Genomic DNA, 21,711 nt, shown 5'->3' on the forward strand with positions numbered 1-21,711 from the left:
TCCTTAATTTAAGGTAATAGCTGCTATCATTCTATTTTTTGTGCCATTTTCCTTTCTATAGGAATATAAAGTGTCTAAATTGCATCCAGTACAAAGGTTACTTTCAAATATGTTTTCTTCTTTTATTCCAAGGGATAATAAATTTAATTTATTTACTTTCCATAGATCTAAGTAAATATTATTGTCTTTTTTTATGATTATGTCTAAATAGTTTGGATATTTATTTTTAAAAAGATTTTCCACATCAGAACCTATTTCATAACATAATATAGATATAGATGGTCCTATGGCTACTTTTATATCTTTTATACTGCTATTAAATTCATTGTTCATATTTTCTATCATTACTTTATTTATATTATTTAAGGTACCTTTCCATCCAGCATGAGCTATTCCTATTATCTCTTTCACATTATCATAAAAGTAAATAGGTACACAGTCTGCATGATATGTACATAAGGCTATGCCTTTTTCTCCAGTAATAAGTCCATCTACTTTTTCCATTTCTATATCTCTGTTATCTTGATTTTTTATAATTAATATATCAGTTCCATGGACTTGTTTTGCTCTATATATCTTTTCTTCTGGAATATCTAATACATATGATAAATTATGAAATATCTTATCTTGTTCCCAACCTATTCTAGTTGAAAAAATATGTTTCATTTTTTTGTCTTCATTGAATCCGTTTATTTCATAATATAAAATATTATCTTTATACTTTTTTATAGCACCCATATCTATCTCCTATTCTCATTTCCTTCATCTAAAATCTTTTTCAATTCTTCCATAAACGAGTTTAAATCTTTAAACTGTCTGTATACAGAGGCAAACCTTACATAGGACACCTCATCTACATCTTTTAATAGATTCATGACCATTTCTCCAATTTCTTCAGACTTTACTTCTCGTTCCAGAGAATTATAAAGATACTTTTCTATTTCATCCACTATATTTTCAATGGTTACTATGGATACTGGTCTTTTTTCACAGGATTTTATAATTCCATTTAATAGTTTGTTTCTATTGTAAGATTGCCTATTACCATCTTTTTTTACTACTATAAGAGGTATCTCTTCTATTTTTTCATAGGTTGTAAATCTTTTACCACATTTTATACATTCTCTTCTTCTACGAATTGCTTGTCCTTCATCAGTAGGTCTGGAATCTATTACCTTTGACTCAAAATATGCACAAAATGGACATTTCATATTTTCACCTCTTCTTAGATTGTACATTATTATTATATTATAATTGCTATTAAATGTCTATTCTAGTAGTTGACCTTTATAATTTACTAAAATAATATCGGTACCTATTCTCACTATATCACTCCAAGGAATAATGGTTTCAGTATTCTTCCCAAACAGACCTAAAACCTTACCCATTCCACCTATAACTATTCCATCAATACATCCTTCTTCTAGATTTAGTTCAAAATCATCAGCATATCCTATTCTTTCTCCATTATTTATATTGATTATTTCCTTCTCCCTTATCTCTGATAATTTAAACATATTATCACCTCTTATATATATTTACCCCTTATTATATATAAACAAAATAAGGGGTAAATATGACTAAATTTATAGAATTTTATATTGATTTACTTATTATACATATTTTCTCATTTGCCTTAGGGCATTTTTTTCAAGTCTTGATACTTGGGCTTGTGAAATACCTATTTCATCTGCAACCTCCATTTGTGTCTTTCCTTCATAAAATCTTAAACTTAAGATCTGCTTTTCCCTAGAATTTAACTTTGTCATAGCCTCTCTTAAAGCTATTTCTCTTAACCAAACTTCATCCTCAGCTTTATCATCCTTTACTTGATCCATAACAAATATAGCATCTCCGCTATCGTGAAATATTGGTTCAAATAAGGAAACTGGTTCCTGAATTGCTTCTAAAGCAAATACTACGTCTTCCTTAGGCAATCCTAATTCCTCTGCTATTTCATATACAGTAGGTTCCTTAGAATTTTTGTTAATTAACTGTTCTCTAGCATTTAAAGCTTTGTAGGCAATATCTCTTAAAGACCTAGAAACTCTAATTGAATTATTATCCCTCAAGTATCTTCTTATTTCTCCTATAATCATAGGTACAGCATAGGTAGAGAAACGTACATTTTGGCTCAAATCAAAATTATCTATTGCCTTTATTAAGCCAATACATCCCACTTGAAATAAATCATCAACATGCTCCCCTCTTCTATTAAACCTTTGAATTATACTAAGTACTAGCCTTAGATTTCCTTGAATGAATTCCTCTCTTGCCTGTAAATCTCCTGCTTTTATTTTTATAAATAATTTTTGCATTTCTTCATTAGTAAGTACTGGCAGCTTTGCAGTATTTACCCCGCATATTTCAACTTTAGATATATGCATTTAATTTCATCCTTTCATGCTGTATTGCCCCTTTCGTATAAAATTATTGCCTCTAAAATTATTTTTATTCAAAAAATAATTTTAGAGGCAAACCATTTTACATCAATTTTACCATTTCTTTCTTTAATCTTTTTATTATTCTTTTTTCCAATCTAGATATATAAGATTGAGAAATCCCCAGCATATCAGCTACTTCCTTTTGAGTCTTTTCTTTTCCATTGGGATTTTGTAGTCCAAATCGTAATTCTATTATGGTTTTTTCTCTATTGGACAATTTATTTATTGATTGCCTCAATAGAGTTTTATCTACTTCCATCTCTATATCTTTAAATATAATATCTCCTTCAGTACCCATAATGTCAGATAATAAAAGCTCATTACCATCCCAATCGGTATTTAAAGGTTCATCTAAAGATATTTCCGATTTCATCTTACTAGTTCGTCTTAAATACATTAAAATTTCATTTTCTATACATTTAGAGGCATAAGTAGCTAGTTTAATGTTCTTATCTGGATCAAAAGTATTTACAGCCTTTATTAGCCCAATTGTCCCTATGGATATAAGGTCTTCTATGGATATTTTAGTATTTTCAAATTTTCTTGCTATATATACTACAAGTCTTAAATTTCTTTCGATTAAAATACTTTTTACACTTTCATCTGTTTTAAGAATAGATAGATAGTATTCTTCTTCTTCTGGATTCAATGGTGGTGGCAGCACCTCTCCACTACCTATATAATAAACACCTTTAACTAATTTTAATTTATGTAATACATTATATATAAACCTATGCAGTTTTATTTTAATTTTCTTTAACACTTAAATCCCCTCCATTTAATATATTTACATTTAATAATCCTTGATACTGATCATCATGAGACAATTTATCATTAAATATCCCTATTAATAAATCATTATATATCTTTTCATAACTGTCCTCTGTAACAGTAATATAATCCGGTCTAAAACCTAATAAAATACCATTTTTAGCACCTACTGCCTTAAATGGAATAAGCCGAAGGATAATTTCATCACCTACGTCCTCTATGGCTCCCTGTAAGGCTGTAAAATCCTCTTCCCTATTATTATCATATATATTTTTTAGTCTTTCTGGTAATAATCCCTTTATTACCTTATATTCTACAACAAATACTGGAGATTTAGATATTGGTTCTATTAAAGAGTTCCCTGTATCTGTAAGTGCTGTAAAACATACTTTTTGGTCATTCAAATATATAGTTGTATCTAATAATTCCTTTTCTTTAGATACTTTCTCTTGATAATAGTGAAATATACCTTTAATCATAATCCCACCTAAAATCACTCCTAAAAATATATATTTCATGGGTATAGAATGATTCACCCCATTGTATTTAAATAATATATCCTCATAACTATTTGTGAAATAATAAGTTCCTATACTTGCTCCTGCAAATACAAAAGATATTACATAAAATGCAGATAACTGTTTCAAATATAAACTTAAAGATTTAGAATTATATGCTAATTTAACTATAACTATAGATATTATTATTTTCATAAAAAAGTTTGTAAGAAAACTCAGCATTGGAAAAAATAAGACGAATGGATATAAAGCTGATATAGTTGAAGTAATAAAAATCCTACTTTTTTTCGTCTTTGTTCTAGTAATTATTTTGGTGCTTTGTAAAATAGCATAGTTTATGAGGAAATTTTCAATAAACAAATATTCTGCTACTACATACAAAGAAATACCCCCTCTGTCTATTTTATTCTCTATTAATTATTATAGGACATATAATCCAAATTTTTTGTCATTTTATAGGTAATAAAAAAAACGTATCTCGGCAATAAGATACGAGATACGACAATTAATAGTTTTCACTTCAAGTCACGACTTGAATAAATGTTGTAAAATGCACATTTTAGTAATTTGTCGAAAAATAATAAAAATCAAATTTAATCAATTAAAATTTTATTTTTCTGCTGAATTAAAATCTCATACTACACTTAGTACTTCTGATTATCTTTCAATTCATGGGATTTATTCATTTTATATGATGAAATAAATTTTTAAAAGAATAACCCACTTTCAATAATTATAAAGATACCAAGTCCAATAAAAACAATAGGAATAATAATACGTTTATATTTTTGCAGTATTTCTTTGACTTGAGGGAAACTTGAAATTTTTTCGCCTAAAAAACACCACAATGCAATCATTACCGAAAAGATGATTATAGTGATTATTAGTTGTCCGAAAGTGTAACTGCGGAATAAAGGAATATATATACCAATATTGTCAGCTCCATTTGCAATAGTAATAAGCATAACACTTAATATTTCTGGCTTAATTATCTTCCCTAGAAAACTTTTTATTTTTTCAATTTTGTTAAAGTGAGTTTCCTTTTCTCTTTTTCCATATATCCCATTGTTGTCTATATCTTCTTCAATGAAACTGTAGTTTTTGGTGTGAAGTTCTTGTATTTCTTTTTTGGAATCAAACCATGCTTTTATTCCTAATATTATTGGTATGATACCTAAAATACCAACATATTTTTCTGGCAATATAAGTAGACCAAATGCACCTAAAAGACTAAGCATAACTAATATGCTAATGCCAAGATATTGTCCAGTCACAATATAACTTTTTTTCATCTTATCATTGACTTGTGAATATAGAATCATTAATACAAATATATCATCAATATTAGTGCTTATGAAAGAAATAATTGATGTCACCATTGAACCAATCACTGATATTCCTCCCTAAAATATTTTAAACCTATGTACACAAAATTGTATATATAGGTTTGCTAATCCAGTTCTACCTCCTCCATGATTGGGAACATAATCATCATGACCTTGTAACAGATACACTCATCATACCATTTTTCATGATTGACCTCCAAATTCTAATTTATGAAGTACAATTTAGTGAAGTTGTAACTTAATTTATACATTTAATTGTACCATAATTTTCAACGATTTATAATTGTTTATATATCTCATTGTATCATTGCCTTTTTCATGTTTTTAAGCATAATAAAAACACTTACAATTCAGTAAGTGTTTTGTTTATTGTTCATCATTAATCCAATGACAAATCAAAAGTAATGTCTTCCCCTAATTTATTTCCATCTGAATCAATCGGTCCTGGAATTACATATTTAAAACTAGTTATTTCTTCTGCTTCTGAATCTAATACGAAGTATACATTGCCTTCGCTAATTATTTCTCCTATATATGCTCCGTCTGGCATTACCGAAAAAACTTCATGTGCATCCTTTTGTTCTTTTGTATTTGTAACTATCATTCCTTGATCTGGAATTATGTTAGTTTCTGTGCTTTTGTTTTCAGCCTCTACTTCTAACGTTATAATAGTAACAACATCTTTATTGTCGAAGAACGTCCTTTTGTATTTCTCACCAACTTCTAATTCTGAAACTTGCATTTTGTTAATTTTTACAGTAAATGGTCCTGATTCTTGAATTGCTTCAACTTCATCATTTTTCTTAAATACTGTAAGTTTCCCCATTTCACTTTCTCCTTCTGCTAGAAAAGATTCAGTCCCATCTTCATACATATCTTGATTATTGCTTGATTTACTCAGAGTACTACTGCAACCAGATATGAATAATGAAATAATTATTAGTACTACTAATATCTTTTTCAATAATATCCCTCCCCTGTTAGTATTATATGATAGCTTAAGCATACTATACAAATGGTAGGAGTTCAAGCCTTTTTGATGTTGATGTGTTATTGTCATCCAAATTTCAATAGTAAAAATAAAAAAAGACTCTAGATTTTACTCTAGAGCCTTGTCATATCTATATAATATTGTTATAAATCTTTCTAATGCAATAGGTTCCTTAGGATTAGTTCCATCAGTAAGATTATTTTTAATTCCCACTCCATCTAGATATTATACTCTCCTGTTTTTACTTATTTTTTAAGAATCTCGTCTATCTCTTCTTCTAAGGAAAATTGGAATATCTAACTCATCTACATCATTGGTTGCTGCTACTTCTTCTTTTACTTCTCCAGATGTATCTGCATTATTTATCTCTTCTTTTAATGTGCTTTTTTCTGGTATAACTTGGTCGAATCCTGTTGCAATTACAGTTATTTTTATTTCCTCTTTTAATGTTTCATCTATACCTGCACCAAATATTATATTAGCATCTTTATCTACAGCTGCTCTAATTAAATCTGCAGCCTCATTAACTTCAAATATACCTAAATCTTCTCCACCAGTTATATTTAATAATACAGACTTTGCTCCTTCTATTGATGTCTCCAATAGTGGGGATTTAATAGCTTGTTTAGCTGCTTCTGTTGCCCTATTGTCACCAGCAGCCATACCAATTCCCATATGTGCTATACCCTTGGCATACATTATTGTTTTAACATCTGCAAAATCTAGATTTATAAGATTTGGTACAGCTATTAAATCTGATATACCTTGTATGCCTTGTTTAAGTACTTCGTCTGCCATCATAAAGGCTTCTACCATAGTAGTTTTTTTATCTGAAATTTGAAGTAATCTATCATTTGGAATAGTAACTAAAGTATCCACTTTAGACTTTAACGCTTCAATTCCTTGTTCAGCATGTTTTAATCTTCTAGGTCCTTCAAATGTAAATGGTTTAGTAACTACACCAACTGTAAGTATGCCTAATTCTTTAGCGATTTCTGCCACCACAGGTGCAGCACCAGTTCCAGTTCCTCCACCCATTCCAGCTGTAATGAAGATCATATCAGCTCCTTTTATAGCCTCCATTATCTCATTCCTATTTTCTTCTGCAGCCTTTGCTCCAATATCTGGATTTGCGCCAGCACCTAAACCTCTTGTTAGTTTCTCTCCTAATTGTAGTTTTACTTCTGCTTTTGAAGAAAACAATGCTTGTCTATCTGTATTTAAGGCAATAAAATCAATACCCCTAACACCATGTTCTACCATTCTATTTACAGCATTATTTCCACCACCACCTACGCCTATAACCTTTATTTTAGCAAATTGATCAACATCAACATCAAAATCAAACATCTTTTTTCCTCCTTCTCTTATAGTAGATAATCCTATGTTTTATATAATTGTTTAAAGATTAATTAGATTCTTTTCTTTTGACTAGAAGTTTTCTTCTAATTTGTGCAAAATTTTCAAAAAGTCGTCCTCCAAAAGTAAATATAGCTGCATAATATAGAGGCACCCCTAACCTATCACCTAAGTAAGCTAAAAATGCTGCCAAAGCTGCATTTCCAAAAAAACCTGAAATAAATATATTTATATTAAAGTTTTTTTCTAGATTAGCTCTTATACCACCGAATACAGAATCTAAGCAAGCTAATATTGCTACAGATATGTAGAGTGAATAGGCTGTATTATAGGTATAAGGCAAAATAAAACCTATTACTGCCCCTATTAAAATTCCAATTAGTGCAAAAAACAATTTAATCACCCTTTCCTACTGGTTTCGCATATTTAAAATTTGTAATTCCTCTAAATCCAGGAACTTCAATGGAGTCCTCAGATTCAACTTCAAAGCCTATATTATATAAGTTTTTTAATATGTCCCCATAAGTATTAGGTGCACTAACTGACGCATATAATAGTTTAGGATCACCTATGGCTTTAATGACAAAAGGAGTTGCAGAACTTCTTCCATTTATTCTAATGGTAGGTCCTCCGCATTTTATTTCTGATGTGGACAGAACTCTTTCTCCATTTATGCTTATGGCTTCAGCACCTGCTATTTTTAAATCATTTAAAATGTGTAATATATCTATATCATGAATTACATCATCATTAATATCAAATCCTGGCATTCTTTCTTCAGGATTATCATACATAGTGATAATAATTCCTGGACCCTTTAAATCTGTTCTTCCTGAGTGAAATTTATTATGTTTAATATCTTCTATTAAAATATCTATAATATTATTATCACCTTGAGCAATATTTTCTAGTAATTTTAATTCCTCTTCTTTTTGTTTTATTACTTTATTCATCTCTGAGATTTCATTATTAACAGATAAAACTTCAGCCTTTGTCATTTGTAACGATTTTACTGTAACTGGTACATACATTTCTAATTTCATCTTTATCTGTGTAGCTATGAAAATACCTACTATAATACTAAAAAACATAAGGACGATTTTAGGATTGTCTTTTTTCATATTAATCACCCCTATTAATTAGCCGTTTGTTCCAGTGGACTAGAGTAGATAAATTCCTTTATCTTTCTATACTTAGATATATTTATACTAGGTTCTTGACGTACATGAACAAGATAGTCATAGTCCCTAAGCTGCGTTACTATTCCACCTTTAAGATTCAAAGCTGATTCCAATGTCTCTGGTTTTCCAATTGCCTTAATGACTATTGGTGTACTAGTGGATACACCATTTATTTCAATATGATTTCCTGCCTTTTCTATTTCAGTAAAAGCAGTATATCTTTGATCATTAATAGATATTGCTTCGGCATCAGCTGCATTTAAAATAGATATTACTTGAAGAACCAATCCTAATTCATCTGAAATGCTATAACCATCTCCAAATTCTAAATCTACGGGAGGATCATTAATTTCCATAATTATTCCCGGTCCTTCTACATCTAAATATCCAGCTAACATCCTATATTTCATTGTATCATTGTATAAAGTTTCAGCATATACATTTTTATCTATTTCACCTTTTTCATATTGTTTTATCTTAGTTTCCAGTTCTTCAATTATCTTTCCCTGAGCTTCCCTTTCATTTTGGGCTTTTTTAAGTTCTATAGCCAATTGCTGGGCTCTCTGTGCTGGCATAACACCTTCTCCAACAGTTTTATTTATGGTTTTAAACTGGATGGATAAAATAATTCCCAAAAAAATTGATACTATAACTAACGCAATATATTCTTTAACTCTTTTCATTTTACCCCCCCCTTAATCATCAACAACAATAAATGGATTATCTCCTTTATTCATTACAATCATAGTACAAGGCCTTTGGTTTTCTTCTACATCTTTTAAAATTGTATTTAATAGTCCTAGTTTATATTTTACATTATCTAGTGTACCAAAGGCAACAGTAATACCATTAAATAATACTATATTCACATTGCCATCATCTTCCATATTGATTTCTTTAATTTTTGGCAGAAGCTTAATGGCATGTCCTTCTTTGATTAATTCAATACCCTCATTATCCTTTTCCAAAGAAAAAACATTATCTCCAGGCTTTTTATCTTTTATATTCAATCCTACTAGCTGTGGTAAATTATGATCTTCACTATCTACTATATCCAATACATATCCTTCTATATCTATTAAAAGAAAAGCAGAAATTTCTTTTATTTGAATAATTTCTTTCCGTTCTATAATATTTATAATAATTCCTTTTGGAAGTTTTCTCTTTATCTTTACATCCTTTACATAAGAAAGTCTATTTAAGTGTTCCTTACCATCCTTTATACTTACTTTAAATATGTTTTCACCTAGCTTTATAGATGATTCACTGATTATATTTTCTTTTGTTAGTTTGCTGTTTCCTATTACGTCTATATTCTTTATAACAAAAAAATCAGAATTAAGAGCTAGTACACTTATGGAAAAAGTTAATATAATTAATAGTAAAAAACGAAAAAAGAATCTTCTTCTTCTCATCTTTCTCTCTACCCGTGAAAGTTTTTTCATCTTCTCACCTCTAGCTTGTCCTCCCATATAACTAGCAGCAAAAGCTGCTAATTAACTTTTGTAATATCTGCACCTAATTTTTGTAAAATTAAATGTAGATTCTCATACCCTCTTTCAATATGATAAATATCATAAACTTCAGTAGTACCTCTAGCAATTAGCCCTGCTAAAACCAAAGCAGCTCCACCCCTTAAATCTTTTGCTGTAGTCTTAGCACCTGTTAACTCTTTTACTCCCTTAATTACTGCTACTTTACCAAAAGTTTTAATATTTGCCCCCATTCTTGCTAATTCCTCAGCGTGTTTAAATCTATTTTCAAACACTGTTTCAGAAATTATACTGGTTCCACTTGCTACAGTTAAAAGTGTCATCATTTGAGCCTGCATATCAGTTGGAAAACCTGGATAAGGAAGGGTCTGTAACATTTCGATAGAATTGATTTTCCTAGGTCCCATTACCTTCATTGAATTGCCATTTGTATATATAATTACTCCTGCTTCTCTTAACTTTGCTATAATACTTAATACATGATCTATAACAATATTATTGATTATTATATCCCCACCAGTTATTGCTGCAGCAGTCATAATAGTTCCAGCTACAATTCTATCAGATATTATACTATGATTTACATCTCTAAACTCATCTACACCTTCTATTACTATAACAGATGTCCCTGCTCCAGAAACTTTTGCCCCAGCCTTGTTTAAGTAATTTTGCAAATCAATTATTTCTGGCTCTCTAGCTGCATTTCTAATAATTGTTGTTCCCTCAGCTTTTACTCCTGCCAAAATTATATTTTCTGTTGCCCCTACGGAAGGATAATCCAACTGTATCTCTGCACCTTTTAGCCTTGTGACTTTACAATGAAGATGCCCATGGGACTCTTCAATTTCTGCCCCCATATCTCTTATTGCCTTTAGATGCAGGTCTATAGGTCTTGGACCTATTTCACAACCACCAGGATAAGATAAAATAACTTCACCTGTTCTAGAAAGCATTGCACCCATTAATATAATCGAAGATCTCATTTCTCTGACTAATTCTTCTGGCACTACTATTTGATTTAGTGGTTTGGAATCAACAATCATGGTACTTCCATCATATTCTACAGTACACCCTAAAGTTAGTAATATCTCCTTCATTATTTGAACATCTCTAAGATTAGGAATGTTTGTTATCGTACTTTTATTTCCACCTATAACTGTAGCTGCTAATATTGGCAATACTGCATTTTTAGCTCCTGAAATTGAAAGTTCTCCAGTTAATCTGCTACCACCATTTATAATATACTTTTCCACCTAACCACCTCCGCATAGTTGATAATAAGTGTATATCACCATATTATGCAGCGGTCTATAGGTGGTTACAATTTTATTTTTTAGCTACTTCCATTATTATGTCGACTATTCTTTCAGCAGCATTAATCTTTCCAAGAGCTTTACTAGCCTTTGTCATTTTAGCTAATACACCTTTATCTTTAATCAATCTATTTATGGTATTGCTAAACTCACTATTGTTTAAGTCCTTTTCAAGTAACAACACTGACGCTCCCCTGTCACTAAAAGCTCTTGCATTGTATTCTTGATGATTTTCTGCCGTATATGACTTTGGTATAAGAATACTTGGAACTCCCACAGCAGATATTTCAGCTAATGTAATTGCTCCTGAGCTTGTAATTACAAGAGATGATATATTAAGAGCTTCTGGTATCTCATAAAAATATGAATAAACTCTAATATTCTTAGGTAATTTGATATTATCATTTTTAAATTTATTTACAAATTCATCGTAAAACCTTTTACCCGTTACATGAATCACTTGAATGTCTTTTCTATCTATAGATTCCTTAATAAAATAGTACATTGCATCGTTTAGTTTTTTCTGTCCACCACTACCACCAAATGATAAGATTAATGGAATATCTTTATCTATATCTAAAGTTTTATATGCTTCTTCTTTGTTGATATTTATAATTTCCTTACGAATTGGATTGCCTACATTTATTACTCTATCTGGATACTTAAAGTATTTCTTTGCCTCATCAAAGGTTACTAATACCTTGTCTACGTATCTAGAAAGTATTTTATTTGTAATTCCTGGAAAAGCATTTTGCTCATGTATTAAGGCAGGTATTTTTTTCTTCTTTGCCATATATACCACTGGTCCACATACATATCCTCCTGTACCAATTACCACATCTGGCTTAAAATCATTTATAATCTTTTTGGCATCGTTTATACCATGTAGAAGCTCTTTTAGAGCTATAAATGATTCCTTATTTATTCTTCTTGGCATCCCCTTGACCCTTATGGTCTTAAATGGAAACCCCTCCTTAGGCACTAACTCACTTTCAAGCCCCTTTTCAGTACCAACATAAAGAATATTGGCGGTTTTATCTTTATCTCTTATTTCATTTGCTATGGAAAGTGCTGGATAGATATGTCCTCCTGTACCTCCTCCTGTGATTAAATACTTCATTATTTTCAACTCCTATCTAAATTTGCATGTCTTGAAATGTTTAGAAGTATACCTATGGCAGACATATAAACCATTAAAGAAGTACCTCCATATGAAATCAAAGGTAATGTTATACCTGTAGTTGGTATAGATGATGTAACTACCGCTATATGAATTATAGTTTGTATAGTTATAAGGGCTGTAATACCAGTTGCTAAATAACAACCAAAGGTATCATTTATACTAAGAGCTATACGAATTCCTCTCCAAACCAATAATAAGAACAATAATATTACAGTAAGAGTTCCTAGAAATCCCAATTCCTCCCCTATAATGGAGAAAATAAAGTCATTATAGGACTCTGGTATATAGAAAAACTTCTGTCTGCTTTTCCCAAGTCCTAATCCAAATAACCCACCAGATCCTAAAGCATATAGAGATTGTACTGCTTGCCAACCAATATCTAACTTATATGCAAATGGGTCTCTAAATGCAGTTATTCTATTACGTCTATAGGCATTATGTTCACCACTTAAAGCTAAAACTCCTAAACCTACTGCACCTATTGCCATGAAAATTAGATGATATAGATTCATTCCTGCTATGAAAAACATACTCATCATTGTACCAGCTAATGTAAGTGTAGTACCTAAGTCTTTTTGTACATATATTGCACCACATGATATTCCTATGACTATTAAAGCTGGTATAGTTCCTTGACGGATAGTTGATATGTCCTTCTTTTTATTTGCTAGAAAATTAGCAAAGAAAATAATAGAACCTATTTTTATGGCGTCAGAGGGCATAAAAGTAGTGAATCCTAAATTAATCCATCTTCTAGCTCCTTTTAAAGTAATCCCTAAAGGTGTAAAAATTAAAGCCCCTAAAATTAAAGCTACTATATAAATTAAAGTAGAATATTTTCTCCAAACCTTATAATCGATATTCATACAAACTAACATTCCAAACAAACCTATAGTCGCAGCTATTATCTGTTTCTTTAGAAAATAATATCCATTGCCAAAATCCTGCATTGCTTCTGGCCATGATGAACTGAATACCATGATTATACCTATAAAAACTAAAATTAAGGTAGTCATTAATAAGCTGAAATCAACAGCTTTCTTTTTTTCTACAGACTTCTTCTTTGCCATTTTAATCCTCCTTTAGACCATAAACGGCATCTTTAAAATCTTGACCTCTTTCTTCAAAATTATTATACATTCCCCAAGAAGCACAAGCGGGAGATAGTAATATATTGTCATTGTCTTCTCCTAATTCATAGGCTAAATTTACTGCTTCTTTCATATTTTCTACTAGATGAATATTCTCAATTCCATTTTTAATTGCAGTTTCTTTAATTACTTCTCTAGTTTCTCCCATGAGTATTAATTCTTTTACTTTTCCATTAAAGGAAAGAATTAACTCATTGAAATCTGAACCCTTATTGTGTCCACCAGCGATTAAAATTATTGGTGAATCCAAAGCTTCTATAGCTTTTATAGTTGAATCAGGATTTGTTCCTTTGGAATCATTATAAAATTTCCTTTGACCTATAGTTGTTACATATTCTATTCTATGTTCTACTCCTGGGAATTTTTTTAATGTCTTGGCTATTATGTCTGTATTTATTCCAAAAGAAAAAGCTACAGCTACAGCTCCCAAAACGTTTTCTAGATTATGCTTTCCTAATATTTGTAGTTCTTTATATGACAATACTTTTATAGTGGTTATTCCTTCTTTTATAACTATATTTTCCCCATCTATGAATACCCCATTATCTAATTTTTCATTAACACTAAACCAAATAATATTGGATTTTAGTTCTTTTCTCATTTCCCTAATGGTTTTATCATCATAGTTTAATATAGTATAATCACCAGTATCTTGATTTTTAAATACTTTTTTCTTAGCATTAATATAATTTGTTAAATTTCCATGCCAATTTAAATGATCTGGTGTAATATTGGTTATAAGGCTTATTTTTGGTTTAAAAGATACTGTATTTTCTAGCTGAAAACTACTAGACTCTATTACAAATATATCTTCTTTCTTGGCATTTGCCATATCCCATAATATACCAACACCTATATTTCCTGCTACATATGTATTGTAGCTAGCATCTTTAAAAATTTCTCCTATTAAGGTTGTAGTTGTTGTTTTTCCATTTGTACCTGTTATGGCTATTATATTATCTGTAGGAGAAATTCTATATGCCAATTCTATATCGGTTATTACTTCAATATTTCTTCTATTTGCATCTTCAATAAGCAAAGTATTAGGTTCAATACCAGGACTTTTTATTATTAAATCAATATCCTCCAAAGGTACATCATTTGTATTTAAATATTTTTCAAATTCTATATCTTGAGTTTTTTGGAAAAAGTCCTTTAATTCTTCTTCCTTTTTAGAATCAGATACTACTATTTTAGCACCTAATTGATTAAGGGCTTTTACTGTAGATAATCCAGAAATTCCAAGGCCTAAAACTAAGACTTTTTTACTTTGTAAATACATAAAACCAACTCGCTTTCCTTAAATTAAACTAAAAATTCCAATTAAGCAAAGAATAACTGTGACACTCCAAAACACCGCAACAACTTTTGTTTCTTTCCAGCCTTTTTGTTCAAAATGATGATGTAATGGTGCCATTAAAAATACTCTTTTTCCTGTTAATTTATATGAAAGTACCTGTATAATTACAGATAATGTTTCAATAAAGTAAATTCCACCTACTATTGGTATTATCAAAGGAATATTTAGTAGTATTGCTATGGCTGCTACTGCTCCTCCTAAAGCAAGAGACCCAGTATCTCCCATAAAAACCTTTGCCGGATGTGCATTATGTATCAAGAATCCTAAACAAGCTCCTGCTAAAGCTGTTGAGAATATAGAGATACTATTCATTCCCCAGTTTAATGCTATAAGTCCAAAGAATGATAAAACTATTAATGTAACTCCTGATGCTAATCCATCTAAACCATCAGTTAAATTTACAGCATTTACAGTACTTACTACTACAAAAGCAATAAATGGAATATAAAAAATTCCTAAGTCTAAGTATTGATTTTTTAGAAAAGGTACTATAAGCTTTGTTCCTAAAACTGATGTAGATGACTGATAAACAGCTAACATTGTGGCTAATATTATTTGTCCTATTAACTTTTGATATGCTCTCAGTCCTAAAGATCTTCTCTTTACTACTTTAATATAATCATCAATAAACCCTATTAGTCCAAATCCAAAGGTAGCTATTAAAAGTACATATGTGTCCTTATTTAACATTCCTGAAGTCAGTACAGTAAGTATTAAAGCCATGAATATAATAATTCCACCCATAGTGGGGGTTCCTGATTTTTTAAGATGGGTTTGAGGTCCATCATCTCTAACACTTTGACCTATTTTAAGTTTTCTAAGCATAGGAATTATTATTGGTCCCAGTATAAGTGTAATTAAAAATGAAATAGAAATAGTTCTAAAAATATCTATATATTCAATCATTAGGTTTTCTCCTCTCAAGTATCTAATCTTTTTAAATATTCTTTGAGTTTAAATACTCAAGTACTATTTGTCTTTCATCACAAGGATAGGTTTCTCCTTTAATGATAGTATAAGTCTCATGACCTTTTCCTGCTAGAAGAATTATATCCTTAGGTTTAGCATTGTCAATTGCATATTTTATTGCTTCTATTCTATCTACAATTTTTACATATTTACCATTTACTTTCTTTGTACCTATTAAAACATCTTCTATAATTGCTTCAGGGTCTTCATATCTTGGGTTATCCGATGTCACTATGGATAAATCTGCATGACTTGCTACAGTTTCACCCATTACTGGTCTCTTTGTCTTATCTCTATTTCCTCCAGCTCCAAATACAACTATTTTTCTTCCTTCTGCAAATTCATCAATTACAGTAAGTACTTTTTCAAGTCCATCAGCAGTATGGGCAAAATCAATAATAACTGTATAATCTGTATTTGTAGGTACTACTTCAAATCGTCCTTTTATTCCTTGAACTTTTTCTAAACCTTTTTTAATTATATCCAACGGAACATCATAAGCATAGGCCACAGTTGCAGCAGCTAAAGCGTTATATACACTAAATTCTCCTGGAATATTAAGTAATATATCTGTACTACCCTTTGGAGTATTTAGAGTAAATTTTACCTTTGATAGTGTAAATTCTACATTGGTTGCAAATATATCTGCTCCATCTTTTATCCCATAAGTAATCAAAGGAATTCTTTCCCCTACTGATTGAACTATTTTTTTTCCATATTCGTCATCTATATTTATTATATTGAACTTATTGGTTTTATAGAAAAGTTTTAGTTTGCTATTAAAATAATTTTCCATAGTTTCATGATAATCTAAATGATCTTTAGTAAGATTGGTAAATAGCCCAATTTGAAATTCTATGTTGTCTACTCTTTTTAATTCTAGAGAATGGGATGAGACTTCCATTATAGAGAACTCAGTATTTTTATTTACCATATCTTTCAATAGTTTATGAATAACTAAAGAGTTTGGAGTAGTATTTTCTAATTTTATATTTTCCCCATCTATCACTGCACCTATAGTTCCTATTATACCTATTTTATTATTATTTTCTTCTAATATAGATTTAATAAAATAAGTTATAGATGTCTTTCCGTTAGTTCCAGTAATGCCTATGATCTCTAAATCATTCCATGGACTATTAAAGAAATTTCCTGAAAATTTGCCTAGAGCATCTATTGTATCTTCTACCTTAATTATTGTAATATCTTCTTTAATAGATATTTCTTTTTCCGTTACTATGGCTATTGCACCATTATCTATTGCATTTTGGATATAATCATGTCCGTCTACTGTAAAACCTTTTTCTGCAATAAATAAATCTCCTTCTTCTACACATCTTGAATTATTTCTAACATTTTTTATATCTACCTCTAAATTTCCTTTTATTAAATCCATTTTGTAGTCTTTTACTATATCTTTCAGTTTCATATTGCACCTCTATTCTTTCCTTCTATAACATTAACTAAAAGGCAACTTAAATAAGTTGCCTCTACTTATATTACTCTTATGTGTCTCCAAATTCAACCTCTATTTTTTCATCAGTAGAAATTTGTAATCCAGAGGCTGGAGTTTGATTTATGACTGTACCTTCTCCCTTTAACTCATAGTTTAAGTTCAAATCATCAAGAATCCCCATTACTTCAGCTTTAGTTTTACTTGTTAAATCAGGCATTATAATTTTTTCTACTGGTTTTATATTTAAATATAAGTCTATTATAGAACCTTTTTGTACTTCTGTATTTGGCAATGGGAATTGATCTATAATAGTAGATTCTGAGGTTAAATCTGAATATTCAGTTGTATATTTCAAACCTAGATCTGTTAGATATTTTCCTGCTTCTCCTATTTTCTTACCTACTACATCTGGTACTATTACTTTTTCTGCAACCATTTTCTTTTCATCTTCAGTAAATTTAGGCGCAACTTCTAAGTAGTTTAAAGTATCCTCAAGGACAGACTTTGCTGCTGGTGCTGCTACAGTTCCACCATAGTATTGGCCCACAGGTTCGTCAACTACGACTAAAATAGCCACTTGTGGATCATCAGCAGGAGCTACTGCAACAAAGGAACCTATATATTTACCTGGTGCATATCTGCCATCTATAATTTTTTGAGCAGTTCCAGTTTTTCCACCTACTCTAAATCCAGGTATATATGCACTGGTTCCAGTACCATCTCTAACTACGTTTTCTAACAATTCTAACATTGTCTTAGAAGTAGATTCTGATATAACTTTTCTTTTTAATTCTGGTGGAAAACTTTCTACCACTTTCCCATCATCATCTATTAATTCCTTTACCAGTCGTGGTGTCATTAGATTTCCACCATTTGCCACAGCTGATACTGCATTTATCAACTGTAAAGGAGTAATAGCAATACCATGACCATAAGACATAGTAGCTAAGTTGACTTCTTTTATATTATCTATATTACCTGGTATAATTCCAGCCTGTTCTCCATTTAGCTCTATTTCTGTTTTTTCCCCAAAACCAAATGCTTTTATGTATTTCATAAAGGTTTCTTTTCCAACTTTTCTACCTACATCTACAAAGACTACGTTGCAAGATGTATTCATTCCTTCTCTGAAGTTTAAACTTCCATGAGGATTATACCACCTTGAACATTTAAGCACTGCACCTTTTATATCTCTTACAAATCCATTACAATAAAAGTGAGTTTCAGGTTTAATTATATTTTCTTCTAAAGCAGTTGCAGCAGTAATTATTTTAAATGTGGAACCTGGTTCATAGGCATCACTAATTGCAAAATTTCTCCACATATCATACCAACGTTTTTGAAGTTCTTCTGAAGATAAATTTTCCCACTGCTTCTTAGTTGCTTCATTTAAAGGAACTCTTGGTTCATTCGGGTCATAATCAGGCTTAGTAGTTAAAGCCAATATATCACCTGTTTTTGGTTCCATAACTATGATTGAAACATTTTTAGCTTGAGTCAATGTATGAGTTTCTTCTGCAGCCTTTTCAGCAAAATGTTGAATAGTTTCATCTATAGTCAATACAACTGATAATCCATCTGAAGCTTCATATATTTTTTCTCCATCAAAAGGCAATTGTCTACTGGCAGCATCTGTGGTTTTAACCCATTTCCCTGGGGTACCAGTTAAGTATTTATCATAAGTATTTTCAATTCCCTCTAATCCATTATTGTCAATATTGGTAAATCCTAAAACATAAGATGCGAAATTACCATAGGGATAATATCTTCTATTGTCATCTACAATTTCAATTCCTGATAGCTTTAATTTTCTAAGTTCTTGGGCTTCTTCTCTGGTTATCCATTGTTTTAATTTTTCTGTTCCAATTTTCTTTGTAATCTTAGAATATACCTGTTCTTCATCTAAATTTAAAATCCTTGCTACTTCTTTAGCAGTTTTATCAGGGTCTTTTATATCCGCTGGACTTGCCCATACAGTAGATGCACTAACGCTTACGGCTAGTTTTTTGCCCTTTCTATCATAAATAATTCCTCTTTTAGATTTTATGGTTATTCCCTTGGTCCATTGCTCTAATGCACCTTTCTTCAGCTCTTCACCTTTCACAACCTGCAAATATCCTAGTCTTCCTATTAGAAAAGTGGATATAAATATTACAACGCCTAAAACAAATAATAATCTTTTCTTAGATGAATAACTGGGTCTTGCCAAAATATTACCTCCTAAAATAAGTTTGCAACTATACTAAATATCTTCTTCAAAGGACTCTGTTTATTGGTATTTTCTAAATCATCTATTGTACTTTGATTTACTGCAATATATACTATCTGTCCTTCATCTGGATAGTTCATTCCTAGTTTTGTTATTGCATCTTCTGCTATCTTTGTTGAAGATTTTATTCCTTCTAAATCTCCTATTAGATCTTGTTTAAGTACTTCAAGTTCCGCCTTTTCTCTTTCTAATTTTGTTATTTCCTGTCTTACAGCAGTTATATTGGCATATCTAAATAATATTAATAAGGCTATTCCTAAGAAAAACAATGGAATACTTAAAATCATTAATTTTGCAAGGCTATTATTTCTTTTCTTTTTTTGTTGTACCTTTTTTGGCTTTCTCTTTGGTTTCTTTTGTATATCTACTTCCTCTGTAGGATAATACTTTAGTTCCCTTGCTACTAACAATTTATTCTCCCCCTTTTCCATTTAGAACACTAAGTTTCTCTGCTATTCTAAGCTTTGCCGACCTAGATCTAGGGTTTAAATTGATTTCCTCTTTACTAGGTCCTATGGGCTTTCTAGTTATTATTTCAATTTCTCTTTCTTTATTACAAATACACTGTGGTAAATGTGGAGGACAAATACAGTCCTTATATAACTCTCTAAATCCTTCTTTAACAATTCTATCTTCTAAAGAGTGAAATGTAATAATAGCCAATCTTCCCTGAGGATTTAACCTATTTATCATTTTTGGAATAGAATCTATTAGTACATCTAACTCTCTATTTACCTCTATTCTGATTGCCTGAAAAGTCTTTTTAGCAGGATGATGACCATCTTTACGAACCTCTTTTGGTATTGCCTTTTTAATAACAGTTACTAGTTGAAATGTAGTATCTATTGTATGAGACTTTCTTTCCTCCACTATAAACTTCGCTATTCTTTTAGCCCATCGTTCTTCACCATAATCCCATATTATCCTTTCTAATTCTTGTTCTGAATATTTATTAACCACATCCCAAGCAGAAAAGGATTTTGTATTATCCATTCTCATATCTAGTTCTGCGTCTTTATTATGGGAAAACCCTCTTGTTTCTTCGTCTAGCTGGTGAGAGGAAACCCCTAAGTCTAAGAGAATACCATCTACCTTTTTAATTTCTAGTTTATCTAATACATCATCTATATTTTCATAATTATTGTGAACTAATACTACTTTGTCCATATATTCAGCTAAAACTTCTTCTGCTTTTTTAAGAGCATTTAAGTCTTGATCTATACCTATTAATTTTCCCGTAGTCAGCCTTTTGACTATATGAGATGAATGGCCAGCACCACCTAATGTACCATCTACATATATACCATCTTCTTTTATATTTAATCCTTCTAATACTTCATTTAGTAAAACCGATATATGTTCAAAATTCATTTTATCTCCCCCAGTTATATCCCAAGTTCAGCCATGGTTTCAGCAATGCTTTCATAGCTTAAATTATCATCATTATTGTATGACTCCCACTCTTCTTTACTCCAAATCTCTATTCTTGTAGATACTCCTATAACTACAGCTTCTTTATCTAGTTTAGAATGTTCTCTAAGATTTGACGGTATCAGCACTCTTCCTTGCTTGTCCAAGTTTCCTTCACTGGCACCTGAAAAGAAAAATCTAATAAAGGCCCTTGCATCACGATTGGTTAGTGGTAGTGTTTTAAGTTTTTCTTCCAGAATAGTCCATTCATTTTTAGGATAAACAAAAAGACAGTTATCAAGACCTTTAGTCATAACAAATTCGTCCCCTAAAGATTCTCTAAATTTAGAGGGCATAATTATTCTTCCCTTAGTATCTAAAGTATGTTGATATTCACCAATAAACATATGAACCACTCACTTAGTATATATTCTCCACCACTTTCTACCACTTTCCACCACTACATATACTATTCTATACTAAATTGAGAAAACCTT

Annotated in this window: 23 protein-coding genes; all 23 read right to left on the reverse strand. The window is 30.6% G+C overall.

The genetic code is table 11. The annotated features are described in order from the left end of the window. Nucleotides 1–3 precede the first annotated feature (3 nt). On the reverse strand, nt 4–738 hold the full coding sequence (pgeF, locus tag KQI41_RS10205; RefSeq protein WP_154439755.1) for a peptidoglycan editing factor PgeF: 735 nt from the start codon (nt 736–738) through the stop codon (nt 4–6). Between the two features lie 2 nt (nt 739–740). Continuing rightward, nucleotides 741–1,211, reverse strand: a complete 471-nt coding sequence (gene nrdR, locus KQI41_RS10210; protein WP_154439754.1) for a transcriptional regulator NrdR — start codon at nt 1,209–1,211, stop codon at nt 741–743. 57 nt (nt 1,212–1,268) lie between these two features. Beyond that, nucleotides 1,269–1,517: a YlmC/YmxH family sporulation protein gene (locus KQI41_RS10215; RefSeq protein ID WP_154439753.1), complete on the reverse strand. Its 249-nt coding sequence runs from the start codon at nt 1,515–1,517 to the stop codon at nt 1,269–1,271. 96 nt (nt 1,518–1,613) lie between these two features. Further along, the gene (sigG, locus tag KQI41_RS10220; RefSeq protein WP_154439752.1) at nt 1,614–2,387 is read right to left on the reverse strand and encodes an RNA polymerase sporulation sigma factor SigG; all 774 of its coding nucleotides are present in this window, start codon (nt 2,385–2,387) and stop codon (nt 1,614–1,616) included. A gap of 97 nt (nt 2,388–2,484) precedes the next feature. After that, the gene (sigE, locus tag KQI41_RS10225; protein WP_216585244.1) at nt 2,485–3,207 is read right to left on the reverse strand and encodes an RNA polymerase sporulation sigma factor SigE; all 723 of its coding nucleotides are present in this window, start codon (nt 3,205–3,207) and stop codon (nt 2,485–2,487) included. Further along, nucleotides 3,191–4,114: a sigma-E processing peptidase SpoIIGA gene (locus tag KQI41_RS10230; RefSeq protein WP_154439751.1), complete on the reverse strand. Its 924-nt coding sequence runs from the start codon at nt 4,112–4,114 to the stop codon at nt 3,191–3,193. Before KQI41_RS10230 ends, sigE begins: the two co-directional genes overlap by 17 nt. A 326-nt stretch (nt 4,115–4,440) precedes the next feature. Next, complete coding sequence (locus KQI41_RS10235) at nt 4,441–5,124, reverse strand: cadmium resistance transporter (RefSeq protein WP_216585245.1); 684 nt, start codon at nt 5,122–5,124, stop codon at nt 4,441–4,443. Nucleotides 5,125–5,458: 334 nt separating this feature from the next. Continuing rightward, nucleotides 5,459–6,043: a hypothetical protein gene (locus KQI41_RS10240; RefSeq protein WP_154439750.1), complete on the reverse strand. Its 585-nt coding sequence runs from the start codon at nt 6,041–6,043 to the stop codon at nt 5,459–5,461. Between the two features lie 279 nt (nt 6,044–6,322). Then, a complete protein-coding gene (gene ftsZ / locus KQI41_RS10245; protein WP_154439749.1) occupies nt 6,323–7,420 on the reverse strand; it encodes a cell division protein FtsZ in 1,098 nt (365 codons plus the stop codon). Between the two features lie 58 nt (nt 7,421–7,478). Then, nucleotides 7,479–7,832 (reverse strand): small basic family protein, encoded by a 354-nt coding sequence (locus tag KQI41_RS10250; RefSeq protein WP_326828318.1) that lies wholly within the window; start codon nt 7,830–7,832, stop codon nt 7,479–7,481. After that, complete coding sequence (locus KQI41_RS10255; protein WP_154439748.1) at nt 7,825–8,550, reverse strand: DUF881 domain-containing protein; 726 nt, start codon at nt 8,548–8,550, stop codon at nt 7,825–7,827. The genes KQI41_RS10250 and KQI41_RS10255 overlap by 8 nt, the downstream gene beginning before the upstream one ends. A gap of 14 nt (nt 8,551–8,564) precedes the next feature. Next, on the reverse strand, nt 8,565–9,293 hold the full coding sequence (locus KQI41_RS10260; protein WP_154439747.1) for a DUF881 domain-containing protein: 729 nt from the start codon (nt 9,291–9,293) through the stop codon (nt 8,565–8,567). A gap of 12 nt (nt 9,294–9,305) precedes the next feature. Continuing rightward, nucleotides 9,306–10,055 (reverse strand): cell division protein FtsQ/DivIB, encoded by a 750-nt coding sequence (locus tag KQI41_RS10265; RefSeq protein WP_195837949.1) that lies wholly within the window; start codon nt 10,053–10,055, stop codon nt 9,306–9,308. Between the two features lie 47 nt (nt 10,056–10,102). Further along, nucleotides 10,103–11,356 carry a UDP-N-acetylglucosamine 1-carboxyvinyltransferase gene (gene murA, locus KQI41_RS10270; protein ID WP_216585246.1) on the reverse strand — a complete coding sequence of 418 codons (1,254 nt, stop codon included), beginning with the start codon at nt 11,354–11,356 and terminating at the stop codon, nt 10,103–10,105. Nucleotides 11,357–11,429: 73 nt separating this feature from the next. Next, complete coding sequence (murG, locus tag KQI41_RS10275; protein ID WP_154439745.1) at nt 11,430–12,536, reverse strand: undecaprenyldiphospho-muramoylpentapeptide beta-N-acetylglucosaminyltransferase; 1,107 nt, start codon at nt 12,534–12,536, stop codon at nt 11,430–11,432. Between the two features lie 5 nt (nt 12,537–12,541). Beyond that, nucleotides 12,542–13,669 (reverse strand): putative lipid II flippase FtsW, encoded by a 1,128-nt coding sequence (ftsW, locus tag KQI41_RS10280; protein WP_154439744.1) that lies wholly within the window; start codon nt 13,667–13,669, stop codon nt 12,542–12,544. 1 nt (nt 13,670) lies between these two features. Continuing rightward, complete coding sequence (murD, locus tag KQI41_RS10285) at nt 13,671–15,032, reverse strand: UDP-N-acetylmuramoyl-L-alanine--D-glutamate ligase (RefSeq protein WP_154439743.1); 1,362 nt, start codon at nt 15,030–15,032, stop codon at nt 13,671–13,673. Nucleotides 15,033–15,050: 18 nt separating this feature from the next. Beyond that, nucleotides 15,051–16,016, reverse strand: a complete 966-nt coding sequence (gene mraY, locus KQI41_RS10290; protein ID WP_154439742.1) for a phospho-N-acetylmuramoyl-pentapeptide-transferase — start codon at nt 16,014–16,016, stop codon at nt 15,051–15,053. 31 nt (nt 16,017–16,047) lie between these two features. After that, nucleotides 16,048–17,508, reverse strand: coding sequence for a UDP-N-acetylmuramoyl-L-alanyl-D-glutamate--2,6-diaminopimelate ligase (locus KQI41_RS10295; protein WP_154439741.1), 1,461 nt, complete (start codon nt 17,506–17,508; stop codon nt 16,048–16,050). Between the two features lie 76 nt (nt 17,509–17,584). After that, on the reverse strand, nt 17,585–19,744 hold the full coding sequence (locus tag KQI41_RS10300; protein ID WP_154439740.1) for a PASTA domain-containing penicillin-binding protein: 2,160 nt from the start codon (nt 19,742–19,744) through the stop codon (nt 17,585–17,587). 11 nt (nt 19,745–19,755) lie between these two features. Next, complete coding sequence (locus KQI41_RS10305) at nt 19,756–20,214, reverse strand: FtsB/FtsL family cell division protein (RefSeq protein ID WP_154439739.1); 459 nt, start codon at nt 20,212–20,214, stop codon at nt 19,756–19,758. 1 nt (nt 20,215) lies between these two features. Further along, nucleotides 20,216–21,175, reverse strand: coding sequence for a 16S rRNA (cytosine(1402)-N(4))-methyltransferase RsmH (rsmH, locus tag KQI41_RS10310; RefSeq protein ID WP_154439738.1), 960 nt, complete (start codon nt 21,173–21,175; stop codon nt 20,216–20,218). 14 nt (nt 21,176–21,189) lie between these two features. Continuing rightward, nucleotides 21,190–21,621 (reverse strand): division/cell wall cluster transcriptional repressor MraZ, encoded by a 432-nt coding sequence (gene mraZ / locus KQI41_RS10315; protein ID WP_154439737.1) that lies wholly within the window; start codon nt 21,619–21,621, stop codon nt 21,190–21,192. Nucleotides 21,622–21,711 lie beyond the last annotated feature (90 nt).

This window comes from Tissierella pigra (assembly GCF_018917845.1).
In the GTDB taxonomy this organism is placed as follows: Bacteria; Bacillota; Clostridia; order Tissierellales; family Tissierellaceae; genus Tissierella; species Tissierella pigra.